The organism is Providencia stuartii, from assembly GCF_029277985.1.
Lineage (GTDB): Bacteria > Pseudomonadota > Gammaproteobacteria > Enterobacterales > Enterobacteriaceae > Providencia > Providencia zhejiangensis.
Genome location: NZ_CP119546.1, coordinates 1,981,498 through 2,003,985, shown reverse-complemented (window position 1 = coordinate 2,003,985; position 22,488 = coordinate 1,981,498). Strand labels below are relative to the sequence as shown.

Sequence of the window (22,488 nt, the reverse complement as noted above, 5' to 3'; positions counted from 1 at the left end):
CGGTAACAATGCTATTTACTGCTCGTTTTTTGCTCTTTGCGCAGTCAATTCAGCGATACGCATAATCACTTCTACCGCTTTCTCCATGCCTTCTAATGTAATAAACTCATGTTTACTATGGAAATTATAGCCACCCGTGAAAATATTCGGGCAAGGCAGTCCTCGATAAGATAATTGAGCACCATCAGTACCGCCACGAATAGGTTGAATAATGGGGTCAATACCACAATCCTTCATAGCTTGATGAGCAATTTCAATAACATGTGGGTGTTTCATCACTTCTTTATGCATGTTGTAATAACTATCATCGATCGTCAGCTCAATATAACAGCTGGGATGTAGACCTTGCCCTACTTTCTCTGCAATACGAATGATATTTTTCTTACGTGCCTCAAAGCCCTGACTATCAAAATCACGAATAAGGTAATTCATTTCTGCTTTTTCAACAGAGCCTTTCATTGAGTTTAGGTGATAAAAACCCTCATAACCTTCCGTATTTTCAGGTGTTTCTTCTTTTGGTAATTCAGCATGGATACGATTTGCTAATGCTAAAGCATTCACCATCACCCCTTTAGCTGTTCCCGGATGAACGTTATTTCCTACGATTTTTATAGCGACATTAGCGGCATTAAAATTTTCATATTCGAGTTCACCGACAGCACCACCATCCACCGTATAAGCCCAACGAGCATCAAAAACTTTTAAATCAATATGTTGTGCCCCTCGGCCAATTTCCTCATCAGGCGTAAAAGCAAGACAAATTTTACCATGTGGAATTTTATTCTCTTTAAGACGAACTAAAGCCGTAATGATCTCTGCAATACCCGCTTTATCATCAGCGCCCAGTAATGTCTTGCCATCGGTCATGATCAGCGTTTTACCAATCATTCCATGTAAGACCGGAAACATTACGGGCGATAACACTTCGTCACCAATCCCTAGAGCAATATCACCACCACGATAATTTTCCAAAACTTGTGGAGCCACATTTTTACCTGAAAAATCAGGTGACGTGTCTAAATGTGAAATAAAGCCGATGGTGGGAACTTCCCAATCAACATTGGCGGATAAGCAAGCCGTTACACACCCATACTCAGAAAGCGCGACGTCTTCAAAGCCCAACATTTTTAATTCATTGACGAGAGCACGAGCAAATTTTAATTGCCCTGTGCTACTAGGTACTGTTTTTGCGTTGAGTTTTGATTGTGTGTCAAAAGCGGTATACTCAAAAAACCGCTCTAAAAGTTTATCCATGCTTTATTCCCCCCTAATATTTATTGCCTTATTATGGGGATGAACGTATCAACAATTCTTGTTTCAAATCACTTTTGCGGTTAATCACAAATCGTTTTAGACAAAAACATCGTAGAGATGATAATAAAATAGCCTTATTGAATAATTTTTATAAACCTATTTTTCTCGTTATTCTCTATTGGTGACGATAAATAGGTAAATTTGTCATTATTATTTCAATTCAAATTTCATTTTAATCTATTTAAAATAACGAAATAACTAATACCTTATACGTTGAAACAGTTAACGTTTTATATTAATTTACAGACGATTATTTCGGACGTGAATGTGCCCCAATAGCTTCTCCTTTCGACTGTTCATTTAATGTCGATGTTGCAGCCAATATCTCTGTTGATGTCTCTAATAATGGCATGACCAATTCTGCAAATCGATGAGCTTCTTCTAAGTGTGGATAACCCGATAAAATAAATTTGGTGATACCGATAGCTTGGTATTCCTTTATGCGTGAGACAATTTGTTGTGGATCCCCTACCAGTGCCGTTCCTGCCCCAACACGCACTAAACCAATCCCCGCCCATAAATTAGGCGCTATAAATAAATTCTCTCTTGAACCTTTATGCAGGGCCTGCATACGAGCCTGCCCCTTCGAGTCCATCCGTGCAAAGGTCGCTTGTGCCTGTGCAATGGTATCATCATCAAGATGGGCAATCAGTTTGTTGGCTTCATCGATAGCTTCTTGTTCAGTCTCTCGCACAATGACATGTAGGCGAATACCAAACTCCAGACAATGACCTTTATCGGCTGCGTGTTGCTTAACCTGATTAATTTTTTCAGCGACCTCTGCCAATGGCTCACCCCATGTTAAGTATGTATCAACATATTCTGCGGCAATTTCCATTGCTTCAGCCGATGAGCCTCCTAAATATAGCGCGGGTCCTGAAGGTTGTAGCGGCGGATACAGTAGATGGGCATTTTCAACTTGAATATAGTCACCTTGATAATTAACTTGTTGGCCATTCATTAGCGGTTTATAGACTTCAAGGAACTCTTTCGTCATATGATATCTTTCTTGATGATCGAAAAAGAGGCCATCACCTTTATTTTCTATCGGATCCCCGCTTGTCACCACATTTATCAGCACCCTTCCACCAGAAAGCCTATCCAGTGTTGCTGCCATACGCGCCGCAAGACTTGGTGGTTGTAAGCCAGGCCTAACCGCGACTAAAAATCGTAATTTTTGTGTCACTGACACCAGCGCTGCCGCGGTTACCCATGGATCCTCACATGCCTTTCCTGTGGGAACGAGCACACCATGAAAACCAATATTATCTACCGCTATCGCGAGCTGTTGTAAATACGCTAGAGTGACCGCACGTCCCCCTTTTGACGTTCCTAAGTAGCGTCCATCTCCCTGCGTCGGTAAAAACCAAAATAGTTGTTGTTTTTGCGGTATTGCCATTTTTAAATATGCCTTATTCTTGTTACCATTAAAATGTTTTTAGCTATCTTGCTGATTAATGTTTATCGACCCATTAGCTCACATTGAAAATATAATAATTATCGATTAAGAAACGCTTCCCTACATCTACATTATATTGACAAGGATCTCTATAAAAATAAATTTCATTTTAATTCATCTATTAATAAAAAATATCAGGGTACTATTTCAAGCCCTATTAATTTTTATCTTTTATTAAAATAAAAACTTACTTCATTATAATGACAGCGGTGTTAGTCATATTTTCAATCAAGCCACAATAAAACTTTGTTGGATGAAAAATGCATTGATTTTAAAGAGTCGCCACTCAAAAAGACATTGAACATATTAATCATTCATTCCCATTAATTATTTGACACTTAATAGGTGTTATTTAATTAATTTGAACATTAAATATTTATACTAACAGTAACGACAGCTGTACTATAATTACATACTTGCCATCCACATTAACGGATAATGACTTTATTTATTACCTGTATAGACTCTACATTGACTCACAACAACTTCTAAACAGCTTTAATCAGTTGAAAATAAAGAGAATAATGATGAAAAAAACATTTTTAGTGTATGGTGTTAGTAAAGGATTAGGAAAAGCACTCATAGAGGGTATTCCTACGGCTCAAGATACTATTTATGGGGTTTCTCGTTCAATTCCTCAATTCATTGGCGATAACTTCCATTGGATTCAAACTGATTTAGCAGATAACCATTCAGCGCAAACTGTCAAAACCATTCTTCAAGATACGCCTATTGATTGTCTCATCTTTAACGTCGGTATTTGGGAAAAACATGCTTTTACTGATGAATATCTGTTTGAAAAAACAGAAGACACTGAAATAGTCAATATGATTCAGACCAATATTAGCGCCTGTATCTTGCACCTTAAAGCAATGTTGCCAAACCTACGTCTTGGAAAAAAGAGTAAAATCATTTTAATTGGTTCAACTTGGGGTCTGGATAACCATAATGGTCATGAAGTGACTTTCTCTGCTTCAAAATACGCATTACGCGGTATTGTTCAATCGTTAAGGGAAACACTACGCCAAGATAAAATCGCTATCTCAGTTATAAACCTCGGTTATTTAGCAACTGAATATGATTTATCAACGCCTATCGAAGATGTTATTTCACGAACTGAAGGAGCACTGATCCCATTACAAGACGTATTAAATGCGGTGAAGTTTATCTTAAGTACTAGTGATGCGACCTGTGTAAAAGAAATTACCATGCCGGCTATGTTAGATGAGAACGTCTAATATAAATTGATAAGCATGATGATGTGAGGGGGAGAAGCATCCCTCACATACAGGGGTTTATCATTGACTTTCGCGAGTCGAACTCAATTCACTCATAAGCTGATTGACGTAATCCACCACCACTTGGCTAGCAAGACCATAATGCTTCTCTTCAAATTCACTTTCAACTTGACTCGGCTCTAGATTAAGCTCAACGGTATGTGCCCCATTTAACCTTGCTTCATGCACAAAACCCGCAGCGGGGTAAACATGTCCAGAAGTGCCAATTGCAATAAAAATTGTCGCTTCTTCAAGCGATTGGTAGATTTGGTCCATACCAAAGGGCATCTCACCAAACCAGACGATATGGGGTCTTAGTGGTTGAGGAAATTGGCAACAATGGCAGCGTTCTTCCACGCTGAGATCCCCTTTCCATTCCACGACTTGATTTGACCAACTACAACGTACCTTCAATAATTCACCATGCATATGCACAATACGTTTGCTGCCCGCACGTTCATGTAAATTATCAATATTTTGAGTAACGAGCAGAAAGTTATCGCCTAGCAACGCTTCTAACTGTGCTAATGCAAAATGTGCAGGGTTTGGTTTAATATTTTCTTGTTGTAGCTGACGGCGACGCTCATTATAAAAACGTTGTACTAATTTAGGGTCTCGCGCAAATCCTTCAGGGGTTGCAACATCTTCAACACGATGTTCTTCCCATAATCCATCGGAGGAACGAAACGTTTTAATGCCTGATTCGGCTGAAATTCCGGCTCCTGTTAATACGACTACTTTCACATTTTTCATATTGGTTATTCTATTTTCACTGTAAAAAAAACGTTTGCGATCTCGTTGACGACGTAACATTTTAATTTTTTTAAGTTTCTTTAGCCTATGACGAAAACGCAACATCGATATACTTCCTTCTTCCATGTCTTTATAGCACAGATGCCATACAGTACCTTGAATAACAAGGTTGATGACTCAAACCTAAATCGAATGTAAGTATAACGCAATAGATAACAACAGAAAGTGTGAGGATGAATGTTTAGCGACAATTTTAATTAAGGATTATGAAAACACGCTCTTTTACAAAATAGTGTATTTTCATCGACCATCAAATATCGAAGTCTTGAGTGAGACGAGCTAAAATAGCCTCACTTTACGCACGTCTTAATTATTTCATCACAGATAAAAGGTTAGCATGGAAAAATTATTTGAAAAAACGATGTATGCTTCACGTTGGTTACTCGCACCTGTCTATTTTGGGCTATCACTGACCTTATTAGCGTTAACCATTAAGTTTTTCCAAGAGCTGTGGCACGTTATCCCCAATATATTTTCTATTCCTGAACCTGATTTAATTCTGATCTTATTATCTTTAATTGATATGGCATTAGTCGGCGGTTTGCTCGTGATGGTAATGTTTTCAGGATACGAAAATTTTGTATCTCAACTTAATATCTCTGACAGCAGCGAAAAATTGAACTGGCTAGGTAAAATGGATGCCACCTCGCTAAAAAATAAGGTCGCAGCCTCAATCGTCGCAATCTCTTCGATTCATTTATTAAAAGTGTTTATGGACTCAAAAAATATACCTGATAATAAGTTAATGTGGTATGTCATCATCCATCTAACCTTTGTTCTTTCTGCATTTGTCATGGGTTACCTCGACCAATCGATCATGAAAAAAAGCAAATAGCCCTCTTGATTAAAGGAAGAGTCAATGCTCTTCCTTTAAAACACATTTTACGACATGAAAAATCATTCTTGTTGAGGAATAATAATCTTCAATTTATAGATAAATGAGCATAACAATGAGCAAACATTTTGTTGGGCAATATGAGGCAGAAATTAAGTTCAAATTACCTCACCACCAGCAATTTTTACACGCTATCAAGGCTAATGGCGCCGACCTTTTTACTGCCGACAATACGGAAACTGACTACTTTTTTGATACCCCAGATCAGCAACTAGCGCAACAGGGTATAAGTATGTCGGTACGAGAAATGCACCCTTCAGGAATTAAACTGTGGATAGTGAAAGGGCCTGAAGCCTCTGAATGTAAAGCGATTGATATTGAGGATTGTACTCACGTCAAAAAGATGCTCACCACCTTAGGATACCAGTGTTATTTTACTGCCAGTAAAATACGTAGTATCTATTTTCTTGGTGATGCTCACATTACCATTGATTATTTGGTCGATATTGGGTGGTTCGCGGAATTTGCGATTATGACTAACGAATCTCATCTGCTTCCCCAATTAACCCAGCAGATGCTGCGACTCGCTCAGCAATACGGTTTGAATGAAACAATGATTGAACGACGCAGCTATAAAGAGATCCAACTTGCACAGAGCAATATCACTCGCTAAGCATCGCTGGGGCGCTATTACCCCAGCGAATTACGCTTTATTGACCACTCAAAATACGTGCAGGGTCTAATTTGCTAGCTCTACGCGCTGGATACCAACTAGCGACTAGGCTTAATACTACCGTCGTCAACAATACATACACCACATCTAACAGATGCAGTTGAGAAGGCAGGAAATCGATAAAATACACATCACCTGATAAAATAGGATGGCCAATCACATATTCAAGACCTTTGATGATGGTGGTTAGATTTAAGGAAATCACCACACCCAGTACCGCACCAATGCATGAGCCCACTAATCCACTTAACAGACCGTACCACAAAAATATCGCTCTAATTTGCCTGTCTTTAGCGCCCAGTGTACGTAATACCGCAATATCACTGCTCTTGTCCTTCACTGCCATGACCAGTGTTGAAACGATATTGAAACATGCAACGCCGATGACAAGGATCATGGCTAAATACATAATACCGCGCACCATTTGAATATCGTTGTACATGTAACCATAATCGCCAATCCAGCTCTTCACGACGACATGATGCATTGTCTTCAACCCTGCATCATAAACAATTTTATCGGCATTAAACGGATCATCTGCTTTAATTTCAAATCCTGTAATACCCTCGCCATAATCTAAATACGCTTGGGCATCGGCCAGCGGAATCAAGGCCAGTTGATGGTCCAGCAAACCGCTTAAACGAAAAATACCGGCAACCTGAACACGGATCCGTTTAGGCTGTTGTATTTTTAAACTCGCATCCGTATTGGGGATCATAATAGTGACCCAATCGCCTACTGCGACATTCAATGCATTCGCCACGCCTTGCCCCAAAATAATCGATTGTTCCCCAGCCTTAAAATTTTTCCAAGCATCGTCGAGAACAAAATTCGGCAGTTCACTCACCTCAGACTCTGTTTCTGGTGAAACCCCCATTATTTGTATCGCTTTGAGATTAGCTCCTCGCTCTAACAAGCCTGTAAAACCAACATAAGGACTAACGGCTTTAACGCCCGGCGTATTGCGGATCACATTATTTGCATACTGCCAATCTTGATAAGGCGCCTTAACTGCGTAAATTTGCCCATGGGGAACAACTGACAACACACGATTTTTCAATTCGCGTTCAAAACCATTCATGGCGCTCAAGCCAATAATCAGTACTGCCACACCAAGCACAATACCGAGTGTTGAGACAATAGACACCAGTGATACCATGCCCGTACGACGGCGACCTCGGCTAAAGCGTAGCGCAGTGAGTAAAGTCAGTGGTAATCCAGACATTACACTGCCCCCAGAGTAACATCTTGTTGTAGATGACCATCACGCATTTCTAGCTGGCGAGATAAGCGATGGGCTAATTTCATATCATGGGTCACGACTAGAAATGCCGTACCTTGTGTGCTATTCAATTCACCTAATAATTCAAAAATGGCATCTGCATTACGCAAATCAAGGTTACCTGTTGGTTCATCCGCCAGTACCAGTGCAGGTTGATTCACCAATGCTCTGGCAATCGCCACACGCTGACGTTCGCCTCCTGAAAGCTCAGAAGGACGATGCCCTGAGCGATGAGCTAGCCCGACAGCCTCCAACATATGAGTTGCACGCTCAAAAGCTTCGGCTTTTTTGATGCCACCAATCAATAGTGGCATCGCTACATTTTCTAATGCCGTAAAATCAGGTAACAAATGATGAAACTGGTAGATAAATCCTAAGTCTTTATTGCGAATAGCCGCTCGTTGATCAGAAGAAAGTCGATTAATATGCTGACCGCGGAAAATCACCTCACCTTCTGACGGTGTATCTAGACCCCCTAATAGATGCAGTAGTGTGCTTTTACCGGAACCTGAGCTACCAACAATGGCCATCATTTCGCCTTCATTCATCGAAAAACAGACATCTTTTAATACTTGTGTTGATAGTGTCCCTTCTTGATAGATTTTACTTAAATGCTCACAGACAAGAAGTGGTTGTTTATTCATAACGTAACGCCTCAGCAGGTTGCACAGCCGCCGCACGCCAAGAAGGATAAAGCGTCGCAAGCAGCGAAATCAGCATTGCGGATATCGCAATAATTAAAATACCAGAAAAATCAAGCACGATAGGTAATTGAACGCCTTTTGGTAACATACCAAATAAAGGCATTAAAATATTCAATTGACTCGAAAGTAGCATACCCAGTAGTGTGCCTATCAGGGTTCCCACAATTCCTGCACCTGCCCCTTGGATCATAAAAATGGCCAAAATACGACCACGCTTCAGACCTAAGGTTTTTAAAATGGCGACTTCCGCTTGTTTTTCCATCACCAGTAATGACAGTGATGTAATAATATTAAAGGCCGCAACTGCAATAATCAGGCTTAGTAACAAGCCCATCATGTTTTTTTCCATTCTAACGGCTTGGAAAAACTCACCTTTACGTTCTCGCCAGTCAGTCCATACCAATCCTTCGGGTAAACTTTGCTGACTCAATGTGTCGACTTTTAATGGTTCATCGAGAAATAATCGCCAGCCAGTAATATGCCCTGACGGGTAACGCATCATTCTTGCCGCATCATCTTGTGCCACAATCAGTTCGCTCGCATCCGCTTCCCCATTGGTTTGAAATATCCCAGCCACCATAAATAGACGCTGGCTGGGAATACGTCCCATTGGCGTCAATTGACTCACACCCGGTATAATTAAACGAACTTCATCACCCCGTTTTAGACCTAAATTTTCAGCTAACTTTTGGCCTAAAAACACGCGGTACTGCCCCGTGACCAATTCTGAGCGCTGCCCATCAATTACATTATCTAACAAGGGTGACCTTTCCTCTGACGTGACACCCACCATCATGCCTACCCCAACATTCGAACGGCTTTGTAAAACCACATCCGACTGAACAATGGGCGTAATATGTTTAACCCCTTGTAGATGCTGTAAATCCGCTATTGGGTATTTTTTAGGATCGATATGCCCTGAAGCCGATGTTAAAACGGCCTGCGGCATGTAAGAGAGTATGCTATCTTGTAACGAACGTTCGAACCCATTCATGACAGAGGTCACGGTGATCAGTGCAGCGACCCCTAACGTGATACCAATCGCTGATAGACTGGATACAAAACGGCCGAATTTATCGACAGCCCGTCCGCGCATATAACGCAGACCTATAAATATTGAGACAGATTGAGACATGAAATCTGTAACGCCCCTGTTGCCAAAGCGAAGTGTTCAGCGATAATAAAGGGTACGAATGATGAATGGAACCACCCGGCCCCGGTTTTGTGGTTTTTTTTCTTATTGGCACGGCCTGTTTGTCTTACTTTCAGACAATTGTACGGGGTAAAACAGGTTGTTTAACCATGATGCATTGAGAAACCGAATATTTTTATGTCTGCAAAATTTCGTTATGAACTCCCTACGCGCGGTGGTGATGTCCGTCATCTAGGATGCTTGATTGGGGCCGCTGGTGCGCTTGAATGTGGAGAGATGATAGAGCGTCATCAAGGGCCTGTGGTCATCATCACAAGAGATATGCAGAACACACTGCGCCTACGCGATGAAATTCAACAGTTTACCCAACTACCGATAGAAATACTTTCTGATTGGGAAACATTACCCTACGATAATTTTTCACCACACCAAGAAATTATTTCTCACCGTTTATCAACCTTATATCGCCTACCGACAATGCAAAAAGGCGTGTTGATCCTGCCCGTCAACACCTTAATGCAAAAGGTATGCCCTGCTGAATTTTTAACTAGTCACGCGCTAGTCATGGCGAAAGGCGATAAACTTTCACGTGATAGCTTGCGTGATGAACTTAATAAAGCAGGCTATCGTCACGTTGAACAGGTTTTAGAGCATGGGGAATATGCAACTCGAGGCGCGTTACTCGATTTATTCCCAATGGGTAGCACTTTACCGTATCGAATTGACTTTTTTGATGATGAAATTGATAGCTTACGGACTTTTGATGTCGATAGCCAACGAACCCTTGAAGAAGTAGCACGCATCAATTTATTACCCGCACACGAATTTCCTACCGATAAAGAGGCTATTGAGCGTTTTCGCAGCCAATGGCGCGAACGTTTTGAAGTTAGACGCGATCCTGAGCATATTTATCAACAGGTAAGTAAGAAAACGTTGCCTACCGGTATTGAATACTGGCAACCCCTATTTTTCAGTCAACCGCTACCCTCTCTATTTGACTATTTGCCTGCTAACACACTGTTTATTTCGCAACATTATCAAGAAGCAGCAGAACGTTTCCAAACAGATACCCAGCAGCGTTTCGAAAGCCGCGGTGTCGACCCCATGCGTCCTCTGCTACCGCCAACCGATTTATGGCTCACTGTCGAACAACTTAACCAAGCATTAAAACAATGGCCTCGAGTTCAACTTTCGGTTGAGAAATTAGCGGATAAAGCAGCGAATACCAATTTAGACTATCAACCTTTACCCGACATTAGTACTCAAGGGCAAAGCAAGCAACCATTGGAAAAGCTCCGTCAATTTATTGAACATTTTGATGGAACCGTGGTTTTCTCTGTTGAAAGTGAAGGTCGACGTGAAACGGTGACTGAACTATTAGGTCGCATAAAAATTCGCCCTGAAATTATTAACCGTTATACCAGTCCATCCGACAGCCGTTTTGCTATTATGGTCGGCGCCGCTGAACATGGCTTTATTCAGCCTCAGCAGCACCGCGCTTTAATTTGTGAAAGTGACTTACTTGGGGAGCGTGTTGTTCGGCGCCGTACGGATAACCGTCGAACGATCAACACCGATACGCTCATTCGCAACTTAGCCGAATTACGTCCCGGTCAACCCGTTGTACACATTGAACATGGCGTTGGACGTTATCAAGGTTTGACCACCTTAGAAGCCGGTGGCATTAAAGCTGAATATTTGATCCTGACCTATGCAGGTAACGATAAGCTATATGTACCTGTATCCTCTCTACATCTTATTAGCCGTTATTCTGGCGGTGCAGATGAAAACGCACCTCTCCATCGTCTTGGCAGTGATAGTTGGGGCAGAGCCCGTCAAAAAGCGGCAGAGAAAGTACGTGATGTGGCAGCAGAACTACTCGATATTTATGCGCAACGTGCAGCCAAGCCTGGCTTTGCATTTAAGCACGATAAAGAGCAATACCAAGAGTTTTGTCAAGGCTTCCCCTTTGAAACGACGCCCGACCAAGAATTGGCTATTAATGCCGTCCTTAGCGATATGTGCCAACCTATCGCCATGGATCGTCTAGTGTGTGGTGATGTTGGTTTTGGTAAAACCGAAGTGGCTATGCGCGCGGCCTTTTTAGCTATCAACAACAATAAACAAGTGGCGGTACTTGTACCAACCACCCTACTTGCTCAGCAACATTTCGATAATTTCCGCGACCGTTTCGCAAATTGGCCAATAAGAATCGAAATGCTTTCCCGTTTCAAAACGGCAAAAGAACAGCAGCAAATTATTGAGGAAACTGCGGAAGGGAAAATTGATATTCTGATCGGTACGCATAAATTGCTACAAAGCGACATCGTCTGGCATGACTTAGGGTTACTTGTGGTGGATGAGGAGCACCGTTTTGGTGTTCGTCATAAAGAGCGTATCAAGGCGATGCGTGCAGATGTCGATATTTTAACATTAACCGCAACACCGATTCCTCGTACATTGAATATGGCAATGAGTGGTATGCGAGACTTATCGATTATTGCGACACCGCCAGCTCGCCGTTTAGCCGTCAAAACCTTTGTGCGTCAGTATGATGACCTGGTTGTTCGTGAAGCGATTTTGCGTGAAACATTACGTGGTGGACAAGTCTACTATTTATACAATGATGTCGAAAATATTGAAAAAGCCAAAAAACGCCTTGAAGAATTGGTTCCAGAAGCGCGCTTTGTGGTTGGCCACGGTCAAATGCGCGAACGTGAGCTTGAACGCGTGATGAGTGATTTCCACCATCAACGTTTCAATGTCTTAATTTGTACTACGATCATTGAAACAGGTATCGATATTCCAACGGCAAATACAATCATTATCGAGCGTGCTGATCACTTTGGACTAGCACAGCTGCACCAATTACGTGGTCGTGTAGGTCGTTCTCACCACCAAGCTTACGCTTATTTGTTGACCCCGCATCCTAAAGCCATGACAACTGATGCCCATAAGCGTTTAGAGGCAATCTCTTCACTTGAAGATCTCGGCGCTGGTTTCGCACTAGCAACTCATGATCTTGAAATTCGAGGAGCCGGTGAATTACTTGGTGAAGAGCAAAGCGGCCAAATGACCACAATCGGTTTTACACTGTACATGGAGTTATTAGAGAATGCGGTAGATGCATTAAAAGACGGACGAGAGCCTTCATTGGAAGATCTCGTGAATCAGCAAACGGAAGTCGAATTACGCATGCCCGTGCTACTGCCTGATGATTACATTCATGATGTCAATATTCGCTTATCATTCTATAAACGTATAGCAAGTGCGAGTGATGAAAGGGAGTTAAGCGAGCTGCGTACAGAGTTAGTGGACCGTTTTGGCATGTTACCCGATGCTGGGCGCTTTTTACTGGCGAGTGCAGCCATTAGGCTTGAAGCAGAAAAATTGGGTATTAAGCGTATAGAAGCTCATGAGCAAGGTGGATTTATTGAGTTTGGCGAGAAAAATAAAGTGTCGCCAAACTTCTTAATCAGTTTATTACAGAATCAACCTAAAACGTTCCGCCTCGATGGGCCTGTGAGACTCAAATTTGTTCACGATTTAAATGATAGACATGCTCGTATTGAATTTATCAAACAGTTATTAAATGACTTTGCGGATAACTTAATCGATTAATTCTCTGCTCAAATGCCTTGAAACAACCTTCAGTTGAGCCTTCTCTGGAGGTTGTTTCAATAAATATTAATCAAAATAGGCGTACGTATTCTTTCCAGGATAAATCTCAACAGCGTTATTGAATGTGTTTGATACTTTTTCATCATTTTTGACACAATAAAAAGGTATTAGTGCATTAGCGTCGCTACGAGCAACGTCACAAAGTTCATTACTAGAAGCACTTAAATCTAAACGACCTTTTTGATCAAGAGGTATCAATAGCCCCGGCTCGTATGCTGTGCGCACTTTACCTAGCGTATTACCAATACGATACACCACATCATAACCCACAATGATTTGTTCGACTTTCTCAGTAATGACACAGCTACGATATTCACGATCCACTAATTTAGGCAAAGACTGACTTTGTAATGTTTGGATCATAAATACCATCTTACATTCACTTTGTGCTGGATGGTAACGTGATAAATATGCTTGATTGAACCCATCCAGCACCCCCATGAATGAACAGTTTTCATGCTCAATCAGCCGATGTGATTTGATAGGTTCAATAGACAGCACTGTTGCGTGTTTGGTTGGCTTCTCAGACCAGCTTAACGATACTATTGATGCAATAATAATGAGGCAAATAGCTATTGCTGCTAATAAAAACTTATATGTTAGCTTCATAGGCGCCCTTATTAGTTACAAAATTAGTAATATCTCTATTGTATCCGTTCATTTTGATAATTCGATGATTGCAGACAATATAGCCACAATTTTTGGAATTTTCTTAACTCACGATAACTTTTGAAAAATTCACTTTGACCTCATCCATCATTAGGTCAATAAATTAAAATGTAATTTAATTTTACATCTTGATTATGATCAATTTATTTTATTATATTTTTAGTGTTAGTCACTTAATCCTTTATCCCAAACCGATAAATTATCGATAACTATTTATTAAACAAGAAAATTATCAATCATGAAATTTTATATATTTTCTTAGTTTATTAGATAATGTTATATATTAGATAGTTAACTATTATATATAACATTAATATGCAAACTATTTTTTAATAAAAAAGCCTTTAAGGCTCATTAAAAAATCATGTTTAATCACTAAGCAATACGTAGATTAACTTAAACTAACAATGATTTGTTACTAAATAATTCACAAATAAGCCTCTATTTTTAGAATTAATAGAACTATTTTTATTGAATGAACACGTTATCAATAAAGTGGTTAATCTTTTTTAGTATCATGTGAAGGGTAATTAATCATTTGAATGAATATTTAATATAACAATAGTATTCATCAGAATAAAAACCCTCGTTCAACACTGAACGAGGGTTTCTGTGTAGAAGGTAACGACATAGAAAATTAATGAAGCTTCAGCTTCGGACGGATAATACGGTTAATGCTGCCCACTAACATCATTAATCCCGTTTTGACGTAACCATGAAGCGCTATTTGATGCATTCTATACAATGAGATATAGACGAAACGTGCAATTCGCCCCTCAACCATCATATCGCCACGCATTAAATTCCCCATCAAGCTACCTACGGTACTGAAACGTGAAAGAGATACCAAAGAGCCGTGGTCTTTATAGACATAGTCTTTTAATGGTTTCTCTTTCATCATTGCTAAGATGTTATTATAACAATGCGTTGCCATTTGGTGTGCCGACTGCGCTCTTGGTGGCACAAAGCCCCCTTCTGGCTTAGCGCATGAGGCACAATCACCAATCGCAAAGATAGTATCATCACGCGTTGTCTGTAATGTTGGTTTCACGACCAGCTGATTAATGCGGTTAGTTTCTAGCCCTGCAATTTCTTTCATGAAGTCAGGGGCTTTAATACCTGCGGCCCACACCATTAAGTCAGCACGAATTTTTTCGCCTTCTTTGGTATTCAAACCGTCATCATCTGCACTGGTTACCATGGTTTTCGTCAGGACTTTGACGCCAAGTTTGTTTAATTCTTGATGCGCGGCTCCTGAAATACGAGGCGGTAGCGCTGGCAAAATACGTTCACCTGCCTCAACCAAGGTGACATTCAAAGCATCCGTATCCAGCCCTTTAAAGCCATAACTGGTTAACTGTTCTACCGCGTTATATAACTCAGCTGATAGCTCAACCCCAGTCGCACCAGCTCCGACTATCGCAATGTTCACTTTTTCTTCCGCATTATCACGGACTGAATAACGTAAAAATAAGTTAAGCATCTCATCATGGAAGCGGTGTGCTTGCTGAGGATTATCTAAGAAAATACAGTGTTCTTTGACACCCGGCGTACCAAAATCATTGGATGTACTTCCTAGCGCCATCACCAATATGTCATAGTCAATTTCACGTTCAGGAACTAACAGTTCATTATTTTTATCTCTCAACTCACCCAAAATAACCTTTTTATTATCGCGATCAATTTGCGTTAATGAACCTAGTTGGAAATTAAATGCGTTATGGCGTGCATGAGCTAGATAACTAAGTGCATCAACACCATCATCTAATGACCCCGTAGCAACCTCGTGCAGCAGAGGCTTCCATAAATGACTTGGATTCCTGTCGACAAGGGTGATTTCCCCACGCTTTTTACGTCCTAATTTGCGCCCAAGACGGGTTGCTAGCTCTAAACCACCAGCACCACCACCGACTATCACAATCTTTGGTTGAGAAAAGGCCATGGATACCTCATTACAAAATAAATTAATGTTATTTAAGCCTTTTAAAAGATAAAACACTTAAATAACACTCATTTCATCGATAAACCTCAAATCCATGTTGAGAATAACACGCTTGGTTATTTGGTCATACCAAATATTGACGCATATCAAATTGACTGATTAATATGACATCGATCACAGGTTAGTTTCATATTATGCAAAATACGAATCGTGTCAGCTAGCGATATATTGATATTAATCAATATTCGAAATAATTTCCAACCTATTTGATAATGATAATTAGTTAATCTAGCCTGCGACCTTACCCTCTTTATAAGGGCGATAGCAAATACAATTCGGATAATGTTTGTATCACTCTATTCAGCTGTACCTAAAATACTTAGATATGTCGAATGGACGCCTATCATAAGATCAATACGAAGGGATATGTTGAGTGAAGTTCCTTATCTATCAAACCGTGAATAGTATCGTATCCGCTTGATTGCTTTCTCTTTCACTTTTGTTATCACTTATACCATGACGTTATGACTTGTTCTCCTATTTCTGCTAGCAATTACAGTAACCCCTTCACTCGACGAAAACATAAACACTTAGCAAGTCACTCTCATGATTAGTCTACTTAAGCACCCGATTTTCTTGGTGACACTCATCCCATTGCATAAAGCTTTTAGGTTGTGTAAGAGAACAAGACAGAGTGCAAAACTAAACGACTTATCAACGGCCTTTCCCGCTAAATCAAATGATAGAAAAAAACACCCAACGAATGAACGCTTGGGTGTTTTTTTATTCTGACGACAACAACATTGCCTAATAGGACAATATCATCGCATTGTAAGGTCAATTCACTAACGTTGTTCTTGCCATTGACGGGATAAACCAACCAACTGTTTGTGGCTTTCTTGCCAACGCTGAGTACTTTGTAACTCTTTAAGACTATATTGCCGTCCACTGTGGAATAACGATGAGGCTAAGCTGCCATGTTGCTTGGGTAAATTGTCTAGTACACTGACTGCACCATCACGGTTATTACAGACTAATACCATATCACAGCCCGCAGATAATGAAGCCGCAGCGCGTTCTGGATAACTTCCCATGATAGCGGCCCCTTCCATCGATAAATCATCCGAGAAAATGACCCCATTGAAACCAAGTTGCTCACGTAAGATGGATTTCAACCAAAAAGGCGAACCACTTGCAGGGCGTTCATCCGCTTGAGTATAGATAACATGTGCTGGCATCACTGCATCCAATAAATCACGCTGGATAAAATCTCTAAAAATTGACATGTCTTTTTTGCGAATGATCTCAAGGTCACGGTCATCCCTAGGCGTTTCTTTATGTGAATCCGCTTTTACGGCTCCATGCCCTGGAAAGTGCTTACCCGTTGTTTTCATGCCTGCATTACGCATACCTTTAATAAAGCGTTCTGCCATAACCATGGCTATTTCCGGATCTTCATGGAAAGAACGTTCACCAATGGCAATACTTTGATGACCAAGGTCAAGTACCGGCGCAAAGCTAATATCGATATCCATGGCTATCATTTCAGATGCCATCAACCAACCCGCTTCTTCGGCCAACCTAGCCCCTTCTGACTCACTGTTTAATGCAGCAAAAGCTTGTGCGGAAGGCAACGCGGTAAAACCATCACGAAAACGTTGAACACGCCCACCTTCTTGATCCACAGCGACCAATAGGCGGTGGCGTGATGCATCACGAATTTGACGCACTAGCTCCCTTAATTGTGCTGCATCATGAAAATTACGGGTGAATAAAATTAATCCCCCCACTAACGGATGTGCCAGTATTTCACGCTCTTCACTGTCCAGCTCATAGCCCTGAACATCTAGCATTATCGGACCCATACATGCCTCACTATTTAAACTATTTTGCGGTCATAACACGCATTTCAATGCTTTCATTTGTGTTAAACAAAGCGGTTTAATACGGCAAATGAAAATATTGCCTTAATGCTCCAGAGTGTAACAAAAAATCGCTATTTTGACTTTGATTCCATTGCACTTCATACCACATCAACATCATATATTTTACCCATGGTGTCCATTGGCGACACTGAGCAGCCAACCGTTCAGCATCTGTATATGATTGATGTTTATTACAATATTCTGATAGGAAGTCATGTCGTTGTTGGGTGTTTAATTGATTGGCTTGAAAGTAGGTTTCTAATGACAACCCAATATCTGTATTCGCAGCATATTCCCAATCTAACAAAATGATACTGTTATCCTCTGTATAGAGAATATTACCCCGATGAATATCCATATGGGCGGGAGCAAGCTTTAACGTTTTAGGCATTGGGGCAGACAAAAAATATTTATGCCACCGTAGCCATCGTGGGGTTTTACGCTTTGGATCAATCAACTCCCCATAATGAGCCATCTCTTGCCGCAGCTGTAACGGGTAACTTAATAAGGGTTGAGTATGCAATTTAGCGATGGTTGCCACTAATAACGATTGAAATTCAGGTGATAAATATTGAGTATGGCTTGGATGTTGACCATCACACCACGAGAGTAATAACCAGTCTCTGTTTCTTGCTAGCTGTTTTGGGGCTTGGCCGAACCCGTGCAACTGCTGTAGCACCTTTGCTTCTTTACGACGGTTGACATAGAGCGCATGTTGAACTTGCCCCTGTGCACGAGCAATTAACTCAACGACTTGATCTGCCAAGGCGGCTCTCAAACGATAAGTTCCCCCAGACAGCCCCGCTAAGGGCGTTATTTCCCAGAGTTTAATATCAATCTTTGGAAAATAACGCCTTAACAGTAGCCTCAATGAATCATTATTGGTCAATATCGTTTTTTCCTGACCAAATAATCTCACCGCTTTGTACTGCCATAAGCTGCATTTCAATATCACGTTGCTTATTTGAGCCTGAAATTACACTGTACAACACATAGTCTGCTTGCACATAGCGCCCCAGCCCAATCGCCTTACTGCGCGTGACTAAGCTATCATCTTGTGATAGACCTAACGTTTTACGTGCTGTATTCACAACATCTTGAGGAACAACTTTAAAAAGGTGACTACTATCAACCGCTTTTACAATCGCTGAGGTTGCGTTTTGCACGGAAAATGAACCATTTGTGTTGTTTTTGACTGAATCGACTAACAATACTTTGCCACTTTCAATACCGCTTGCTCCAGACATTTCACTCACCAATGGTGATACCGCCGCAGACCAGTCCGTCGTTTTTTGTTTAGGTGGCGTAGGGACCTTATCGATTGGTGGCGGTGTGACTGGTTCAGTCGGCTCTACGGGTTCAACCGGTACAACAGGCGGTGGTGTTTTTGGTCTTTCTGATTGAAAAGAAGGACACCCTGCCAATATCATCGCTGCCGCTGCAACAAATAGGATACGTTTCATTATTTTTCTCCAAGCGTTTTCGGTAAGAAGACATAAATACGTACATTACGCGCCAGTGATGAAGTACTTTGATTACTAACACTAATAGATAAATTGGCAGGTATTGTTTGCTGTATATCATGCGTTGTCGCTATTTTTAAGCCGTTATTATCATACCAATAAAGGCGGTACATGATGGTCACCGCCTCGGATTGACTGTTACTCATATTGACTTTAGCCACTGTCGCATAGTTTTCAACACTCACTACGGGTTGTTCTACGATAATGCCATGCGCTAAAACCGAGGGCTCCATAATGACACGTTGCTGTTCATTAAATACCAAGCCATCATTTTTTCCCCACAGGCAGCCGCTCAGTGAAAAGACCACCATACTGAGCGCCAACACACGTATTAGTACATATTCGACTTTCTTCACGTCATTGCCTTATTTGGCGAGTAATGGACCTAGAGGGCGACCACCAACTAAGTGCATATGAATATGAAACACTTCCTGTCCGGAATCTTTATTACAATTCATGATTAAGCGATAGCCACTCTCAGCAATGCCTTCTTGCTGAGCTATTTTTGCTGCAACGATAAATAAACGTCCTAATACCTGTTCATCTTCCGCAGCTACATCATTCACTGTTGGAATTAATTTATTTGGAATAATAAGAATATGTGAAGGCGCTTGCGGCGAGATATCACGAAATGCGGTAACAAGCTCATCCTGATAAACGATATCAGCAGGGATTTCACGTCGAATGATCTTACTGAAAATTGTTTCTTCTGCCATTTCAACTTCCTTTAATATTGACTAATAATTACGCGTTGTTATCGCCGACATTCAAATGAAAGAGGCGGTTAAAGTTTTCAGTGGTAATACGCGCCATTTCTTCTGGGCTAACCCCTTTGAGAACAGCCATATATTCTGCTACATCACGGACATAGGCCGGTTGATTCTCTTTACCACGATGAGGAACCGGTGCCAAATAAGGTGAATCCGTTTCGACCAAGATCCTATCTAAAGGAACAATTCTTGCTGCTTCACGAATTTGTTCTGCATTACGAAAAGTCACAATACCAGAAAAAGAGATGTACATCCCAAGGTCGAGTAATTGTTTCGCGGTGTCTTTATCTTCGGTAAAACAGTGTAATACACCGCCACAATCAGTCACATTCTCTTCACGCAAAATGGCCAAAGTATCGTCTCGTGCATCCCGAGTATGTACAATGACCGGTTTATTTACCTGACGACCAATGCGAATGTGCTGACGGAAAGACTCCTGTTGCAGTGCCGCATTTTCTTTTTGGTAATAATAGTCGAGTCCCGTTTCCCCTAACGCAACCACTTCCTTCCCTGCCGCTAACTGTGCTAAACGCTCAAAATCATAGCCTTCATCTAAATTAAGCGGATGGATCCCACAAGAAAATGCAACATTATCTCGTTTGCCTATCAGGGTTTTCATACTATCAAACCCATGTAGCGTTGTGGCAACCGCCAACATAAAACCCACATCGCGCTGCGATGCTTTTGCGATAACATCATCGACACCTGTATGTAATTTTTCATAATCAAGGCAATCGAGATGGCAGTGTGAATCAACTACAAACATATTTCACTCTTTTTCATCGTGTTAGAGTCGCAATTAATGCTTCCCATTGTAATAACTGATTGGTTAAAAGTAACTCTTGATTCAGTGCAGGCACTGTCATCAATTGGTGGCGGCATTGTTGCCAAGCTTCATAAACGTTAAACAATTGCGTATAGGTCATTCGTGACGCGAGCACACTAATGAGAGGCAACTGATCCTGATTTAAACAGAATTGTGCAGCTTGTTGTTGTAATTTCATGCTATCGGTTAACAATCCGAGCAACCAGCCAATCAATTCAGTGGCCTTATCATTATTCATGACAGATAACAGAGACAACATATCATTATGCTGCATTGCATGGGCTAGCCCTTGACACAAAGCATGACGCTGCTGCCAATTTTCAGGCTGCAACAGTGACATCGCCGCTACTGGCGCCCCTTGGCAGAGCTTTAATGCGGTCAATGCATCATTATAGTTAACGCCTGCAATGTGTTTTTGTAACCAATACCATGCCGTCTGCAACTCTGGAGGCGACAAATAAGTATATAAACAGCGGCTACGGAGTGTCGCGAGTAAATTTTCTCGCTTTTCACAGCCTAATAAAAAATAAGTCTGTTGTGTTGGCTCTTCTAACGTTTTTAATAAGGCATTTGCCGCCGCATCGGTTAACGCTTCAGCACGCGGAATATAAGCAACTTTCGCCCCATTTTGCTGGGCATAGCCACTTAAGGTTTCCGTCAGTTTCCTTACTGCATCTACACTGACGGTGGTTTTACCTTTTTCAGGTTCTAATACATGGTAATCAGGGTGTGTACCGGCCAACATCAGCTGGCAGCTATGACATTGACCACAACTTTTTAGACCGTCGGTGTTTTGGCAAATTAACCAGCGGCTGATCCCATAACATAGCGCCTCCACACCATTACCAGATAGTGAATGCAACAATAATGCATGGTGCCCACGGCCTTGCTGATAGGACGTTATCACTTGACGATAAGTTTCATTCAACCAAGGGTACCAGTTCATTTTCTCACCTTACTTCGCCAACCACTGCTGGAGTGTTTGGCGAATATCTTGTTGTACTTGTTCAATATTTTGGCTGGCATCGATCGTCAAAATGGTTTCGTCTGTTGCGGCTAATTCAAGATAACGAGCACGAGTACGCTCGAAAAATGCCAAGGATTCTTGTTCAATCCTATCCAACTCACCACGCGCCCGAGCGCGTTGTAAACCAAGTTCTGGTGGTAAATCTAAATATAAGGTTAAAGCAGGTTTAAACTCCCCTAACACCAAATCACGCAAGGATTGCATCAATTCGCGATCAATCCCTCTCCCCCCGCCTTGATAAGCTTGGGAAGATAAATCATGCCTATCCCCAACAACCCATTTGCCCGCGGCGAGGGCGGGTTTGATGACATTTTCAACCAATTGAACACGTGCTGCATACAGCATAAGCAGCTCCGCAGTATCGGTCACTTTCTCACCACTGATTCCTTGCTTGATCAATTCGCGTAATTTTTCTGCTAACGGCGTTCCCCCCGGCTCACGCGTAAAAGCAATATCTTGAATACCCGCTTGGTTTAAAGTTTCAACAACAGTTTTAATCGCCGTTGTTTTCCCTGCTCCCTCTAATCCTTCAATGACAATATAGGCATTTTTCAT

The 22,488-nt window shown here is 41.3% G+C and carries 20 protein-coding genes; 4 read left to right on the top strand and 16 right to left on the bottom strand.

Annotated features, from left to right (window positions below; translation table 11 throughout):
• Nucleotides 1-15: 15 nt before the first annotated feature.
• Both pepT and ssuD read right to left on the bottom strand, forming a co-directional pair.
• Nucleotides 16-1,254, bottom strand: coding sequence for a peptidase T (gene pepT / locus P2E05_RS08700; RefSeq protein ID WP_276123093.1), 1,239 nt, complete (start codon nucleotides 1,252-1,254; stop codon nucleotides 16-18).
• Between the two features lie 310 nt (nucleotides 1,255-1,564).
• Nucleotides 1,565-2,713 (bottom strand): FMNH2-dependent alkanesulfonate monooxygenase, encoded by a 1,149-nt coding sequence (ssuD, locus tag P2E05_RS08695; protein WP_154622253.1) that lies wholly within the window; start codon nucleotides 2,711-2,713, stop codon nucleotides 1,565-1,567.
• A gap of 587 nt (nucleotides 2,714-3,300) precedes the next feature.
• Here ssuD and P2E05_RS08690 point away from each other — a divergent pair.
• Nucleotides 3,301-4,011, top strand: a complete 711-nt coding sequence (locus P2E05_RS08690; protein WP_154623838.1) for an SDR family NAD(P)-dependent oxidoreductase — start codon at nucleotides 3,301-3,303, stop codon at nucleotides 4,009-4,011.
• A gap of 60 nt (nucleotides 4,012-4,071) precedes the next feature.
• Here the strand turns inward: P2E05_RS08690 and cobB are convergent, their stop codons facing one another.
• On the bottom strand, nucleotides 4,072-4,905 hold the full coding sequence (gene cobB / locus P2E05_RS08685) for a Sir2 family NAD+-dependent deacetylase (protein ID WP_195848174.1): 834 nt from the start codon (nucleotides 4,903-4,905) through the stop codon (nucleotides 4,072-4,074).
• Between the two features lie 295 nt (nucleotides 4,906-5,200).
• Between cobB and P2E05_RS08680 the strand changes: the two genes are divergently transcribed.
• Nucleotides 5,201-5,698 carry a TIGR00645 family protein gene (locus P2E05_RS08680; protein ID WP_154623836.1) on the top strand — a complete coding sequence of 166 codons (498 nt, stop codon included), beginning with the start codon at nucleotides 5,201-5,203 and terminating at the stop codon, nucleotides 5,696-5,698.
• A 115-nt stretch (nucleotides 5,699-5,813) separates the two neighbouring features.
• The gene (locus P2E05_RS08675; protein WP_154623835.1) at nucleotides 5,814-6,371 is read left to right on the top strand and encodes a class IV adenylate cyclase; all 558 of its coding nucleotides are present in this window, start codon (nucleotides 5,814-5,816) and stop codon (nucleotides 6,369-6,371) included.
• A gap of 37 nt (nucleotides 6,372-6,408) precedes the next feature.
• Here P2E05_RS08675 and lolE read toward each other — a convergent pair whose 3' ends face one another.
• From lolE to lolC, 3 genes are read right to left on the bottom strand one after another with little or no spacing between them, the layout of a single operon-like run.
• Nucleotides 6,409-7,656, bottom strand: a complete 1,248-nt coding sequence (gene lolE, locus P2E05_RS08670; protein ID WP_154623834.1) for a lipoprotein-releasing ABC transporter permease subunit LolE — start codon at nucleotides 7,654-7,656, stop codon at nucleotides 6,409-6,411.
• Nucleotides 7,656-8,357 carry a lipoprotein-releasing ABC transporter ATP-binding protein LolD gene (lolD, locus tag P2E05_RS08665; RefSeq protein ID WP_154623833.1) on the bottom strand — a complete coding sequence of 234 codons (702 nt, stop codon included), beginning with the start codon at nucleotides 8,355-8,357 and terminating at the stop codon, nucleotides 7,656-7,658. The genes lolE and lolD overlap by 1 nt, the downstream gene beginning before the upstream one ends.
• Nucleotides 8,350-9,552 carry a lipoprotein-releasing ABC transporter permease subunit LolC gene (lolC, locus tag P2E05_RS08660; protein ID WP_276123092.1) on the bottom strand — a complete coding sequence of 401 codons (1,203 nt, stop codon included), beginning with the start codon at nucleotides 9,550-9,552 and terminating at the stop codon, nucleotides 8,350-8,352. Before lolC ends, lolD begins: the two co-directional genes overlap by 8 nt.
• Before the next feature lie 195 nt (nucleotides 9,553-9,747).
• On the opposite strand from lolC, the gene mfd reads away from it, so the two are divergent.
• Nucleotides 9,748-13,191, top strand: coding sequence for a transcription-repair coupling factor (gene mfd, locus P2E05_RS08655; protein WP_276123091.1), 3,444 nt, complete (start codon nucleotides 9,748-9,750; stop codon nucleotides 13,189-13,191).
• 66 nt (nucleotides 13,192-13,257) lie between these two features.
• On the opposite strand, the gene umoD is transcribed toward mfd, so the two are convergent.
• The 10 genes from umoD to tmk all read right to left on the bottom strand — a co-directional run bounded on the left by umoD (nucleotide 13,258) and on the right by tmk (nucleotide 22,488).
• Nucleotides 13,258-13,860, bottom strand: coding sequence for a UmoD family flagellar biogenesis regulator (gene umoD, locus P2E05_RS08650; protein ID WP_154623830.1), 603 nt, complete (start codon nucleotides 13,858-13,860; stop codon nucleotides 13,258-13,260).
• Nucleotides 13,861-14,557: 697 nt separating this feature from the next.
• Nucleotides 14,558-15,862, bottom strand: a complete 1,305-nt coding sequence (locus P2E05_RS08645; protein ID WP_154624436.1) for an NAD(P)/FAD-dependent oxidoreductase — start codon at nucleotides 15,860-15,862, stop codon at nucleotides 14,558-14,560.
• Nucleotides 15,863-16,707: 845 nt separating this feature from the next.
• Nucleotides 16,708-17,727: a beta-N-acetylhexosaminidase gene (gene nagZ / locus P2E05_RS08640; protein ID WP_154624437.1), complete on the bottom strand. Its 1,020-nt coding sequence runs from the start codon at nucleotides 17,725-17,727 to the stop codon at nucleotides 16,708-16,710.
• 76 nt (nucleotides 17,728-17,803) lie between these two features.
• The gene (locus P2E05_RS08635; protein WP_276123090.1) at nucleotides 17,804-18,676 is read right to left on the bottom strand and encodes a phosphotransferase; all 873 of its coding nucleotides are present in this window, start codon (nucleotides 18,674-18,676) and stop codon (nucleotides 17,804-17,806) included.
• Nucleotides 18,666-19,250: a penicillin-binding protein activator LpoB gene (gene lpoB / locus P2E05_RS08630; protein WP_154624439.1), complete on the bottom strand. Its 585-nt coding sequence runs from the start codon at nucleotides 19,248-19,250 to the stop codon at nucleotides 18,666-18,668. The genes P2E05_RS08635 and lpoB overlap by 11 nt, the downstream gene beginning before the upstream one ends.
• Nucleotides 19,250-19,666 (bottom strand): YcfL family protein, encoded by a 417-nt coding sequence (locus tag P2E05_RS08625; protein ID WP_196713183.1) that lies wholly within the window; start codon nucleotides 19,664-19,666, stop codon nucleotides 19,250-19,252. The genes lpoB and P2E05_RS08625 overlap by 1 nt, the downstream gene beginning before the upstream one ends.
• A 9-nt stretch (nucleotides 19,667-19,675) precedes the next feature.
• Complete coding sequence (hinT, locus tag P2E05_RS08620) at nucleotides 19,676-20,026, bottom strand: purine nucleoside phosphoramidase (protein ID WP_154624440.1); 351 nt, start codon at nucleotides 20,024-20,026, stop codon at nucleotides 19,676-19,678.
• A 28-nt stretch (nucleotides 20,027-20,054) separates the two neighbouring features.
• Nucleotides 20,055-20,846 carry a metal-dependent hydrolase gene (locus tag P2E05_RS08615; RefSeq protein WP_154624441.1) on the bottom strand — a complete coding sequence of 264 codons (792 nt, stop codon included), beginning with the start codon at nucleotides 20,844-20,846 and terminating at the stop codon, nucleotides 20,055-20,057.
• Between the two features lie 13 nt (nucleotides 20,847-20,859).
• The gene (gene holB, locus P2E05_RS08610; RefSeq protein ID WP_163861364.1) at nucleotides 20,860-21,852 is read right to left on the bottom strand and encodes a DNA polymerase III subunit delta'; all 993 of its coding nucleotides are present in this window, start codon (nucleotides 21,850-21,852) and stop codon (nucleotides 20,860-20,862) included.
• Between the two features lie 9 nt (nucleotides 21,853-21,861).
• Nucleotides 21,862-22,488 (bottom strand): dTMP kinase, encoded by a 627-nt coding sequence (tmk, locus tag P2E05_RS08605; RefSeq protein ID WP_154624443.1) that lies wholly within the window; start codon nucleotides 22,486-22,488, stop codon nucleotides 21,862-21,864.

What these genes read in the sequence shown, in the direction of transcription:
- holB (WP_163861364.1), bottom strand. Translation starts at nt 21,852, where the DNA reads ATGAACTGGTACCCTTGGTTGAATGAAACTTATCGTCAAGTGATAACG.
- ssuD (WP_154622253.1), bottom strand. Translation starts at nt 2,713, where the DNA reads ATGGCAATACCGCAAAAACAACAACTATTTTGGTTTTTACCGACGCAG.
- P2E05_RS08680 (WP_154623836.1), top strand. Translation starts at nt 5,201, where the DNA reads ATGGAAAAATTATTTGAAAAAACGATGTATGCTTCACGTTGGTTACTC.
- nagZ (WP_154624437.1), bottom strand. Translation starts at nt 17,727, where the DNA reads ATGGGTCCGATAATGCTAGATGTTCAGGGCTATGAGCTGGACAGTGAA.
- lolD (WP_154623833.1), bottom strand. Translation starts at nt 8,357, where the DNA reads ATGAATAAACAACCACTTCTTGTCTGTGAGCATTTAAGTAAAATCTAT.
- hinT (WP_154624440.1), bottom strand. Translation starts at nt 20,026, where the DNA reads ATGGCAGAAGAAACAATTTTCAGTAAGATCATTCGACGTGAAATCCCT.
- tmk (WP_154624443.1), bottom strand. Translation starts at nt 22,488, where the DNA reads ATGAAAAATGCCTATATTGTCATTGAAGGATTAGAGGGAGCAGGGAAA.
- lolE (WP_154623834.1), bottom strand. Translation starts at nt 7,656, where the DNA reads ATGTCTGGATTACCACTGACTTTACTCACTGCGCTACGCTTTAGCCGA.
- umoD (WP_154623830.1), bottom strand. Translation starts at nt 13,860, where the DNA reads ATGAAGCTAACATATAAGTTTTTATTAGCAGCAATAGCTATTTGCCTC.
- pepT (WP_276123093.1), bottom strand. Translation starts at nt 1,254, where the DNA reads ATGGATAAACTTTTAGAGCGGTTTTTTGAGTATACCGCTTTTGACACA.
- lolC (WP_276123092.1), bottom strand. Translation starts at nt 9,552, where the DNA reads ATGTCTCAATCTGTCTCAATATTTATAGGTCTGCGTTATATGCGCGGA.
- P2E05_RS08690 (WP_154623838.1), top strand. Translation starts at nt 3,301, where the DNA reads ATGAAAAAAACATTTTTAGTGTATGGTGTTAGTAAAGGATTAGGAAAA.
- mfd (WP_276123091.1), top strand. Translation starts at nt 9,748, where the DNA reads ATGTCTGCAAAATTTCGTTATGAACTCCCTACGCGCGGTGGTGATGTC.
- lpoB (WP_154624439.1), bottom strand. Translation starts at nt 19,250, where the DNA reads ATGAAACGTATCCTATTTGTTGCAGCGGCAGCGATGATATTGGCAGGG.
- P2E05_RS08645 (WP_154624436.1), bottom strand. Translation starts at nt 15,862, where the DNA reads ATGGCCTTTTCTCAACCAAAGATTGTGATAGTCGGTGGTGGTGCTGGT.
- P2E05_RS08675 (WP_154623835.1), top strand. Translation starts at nt 5,814, where the DNA reads ATGAGCAAACATTTTGTTGGGCAATATGAGGCAGAAATTAAGTTCAAA.
- P2E05_RS08615 (WP_154624441.1), bottom strand. Translation starts at nt 20,846, where the DNA reads ATGTTTGTAGTTGATTCACACTGCCATCTCGATTGCCTTGATTATGAA.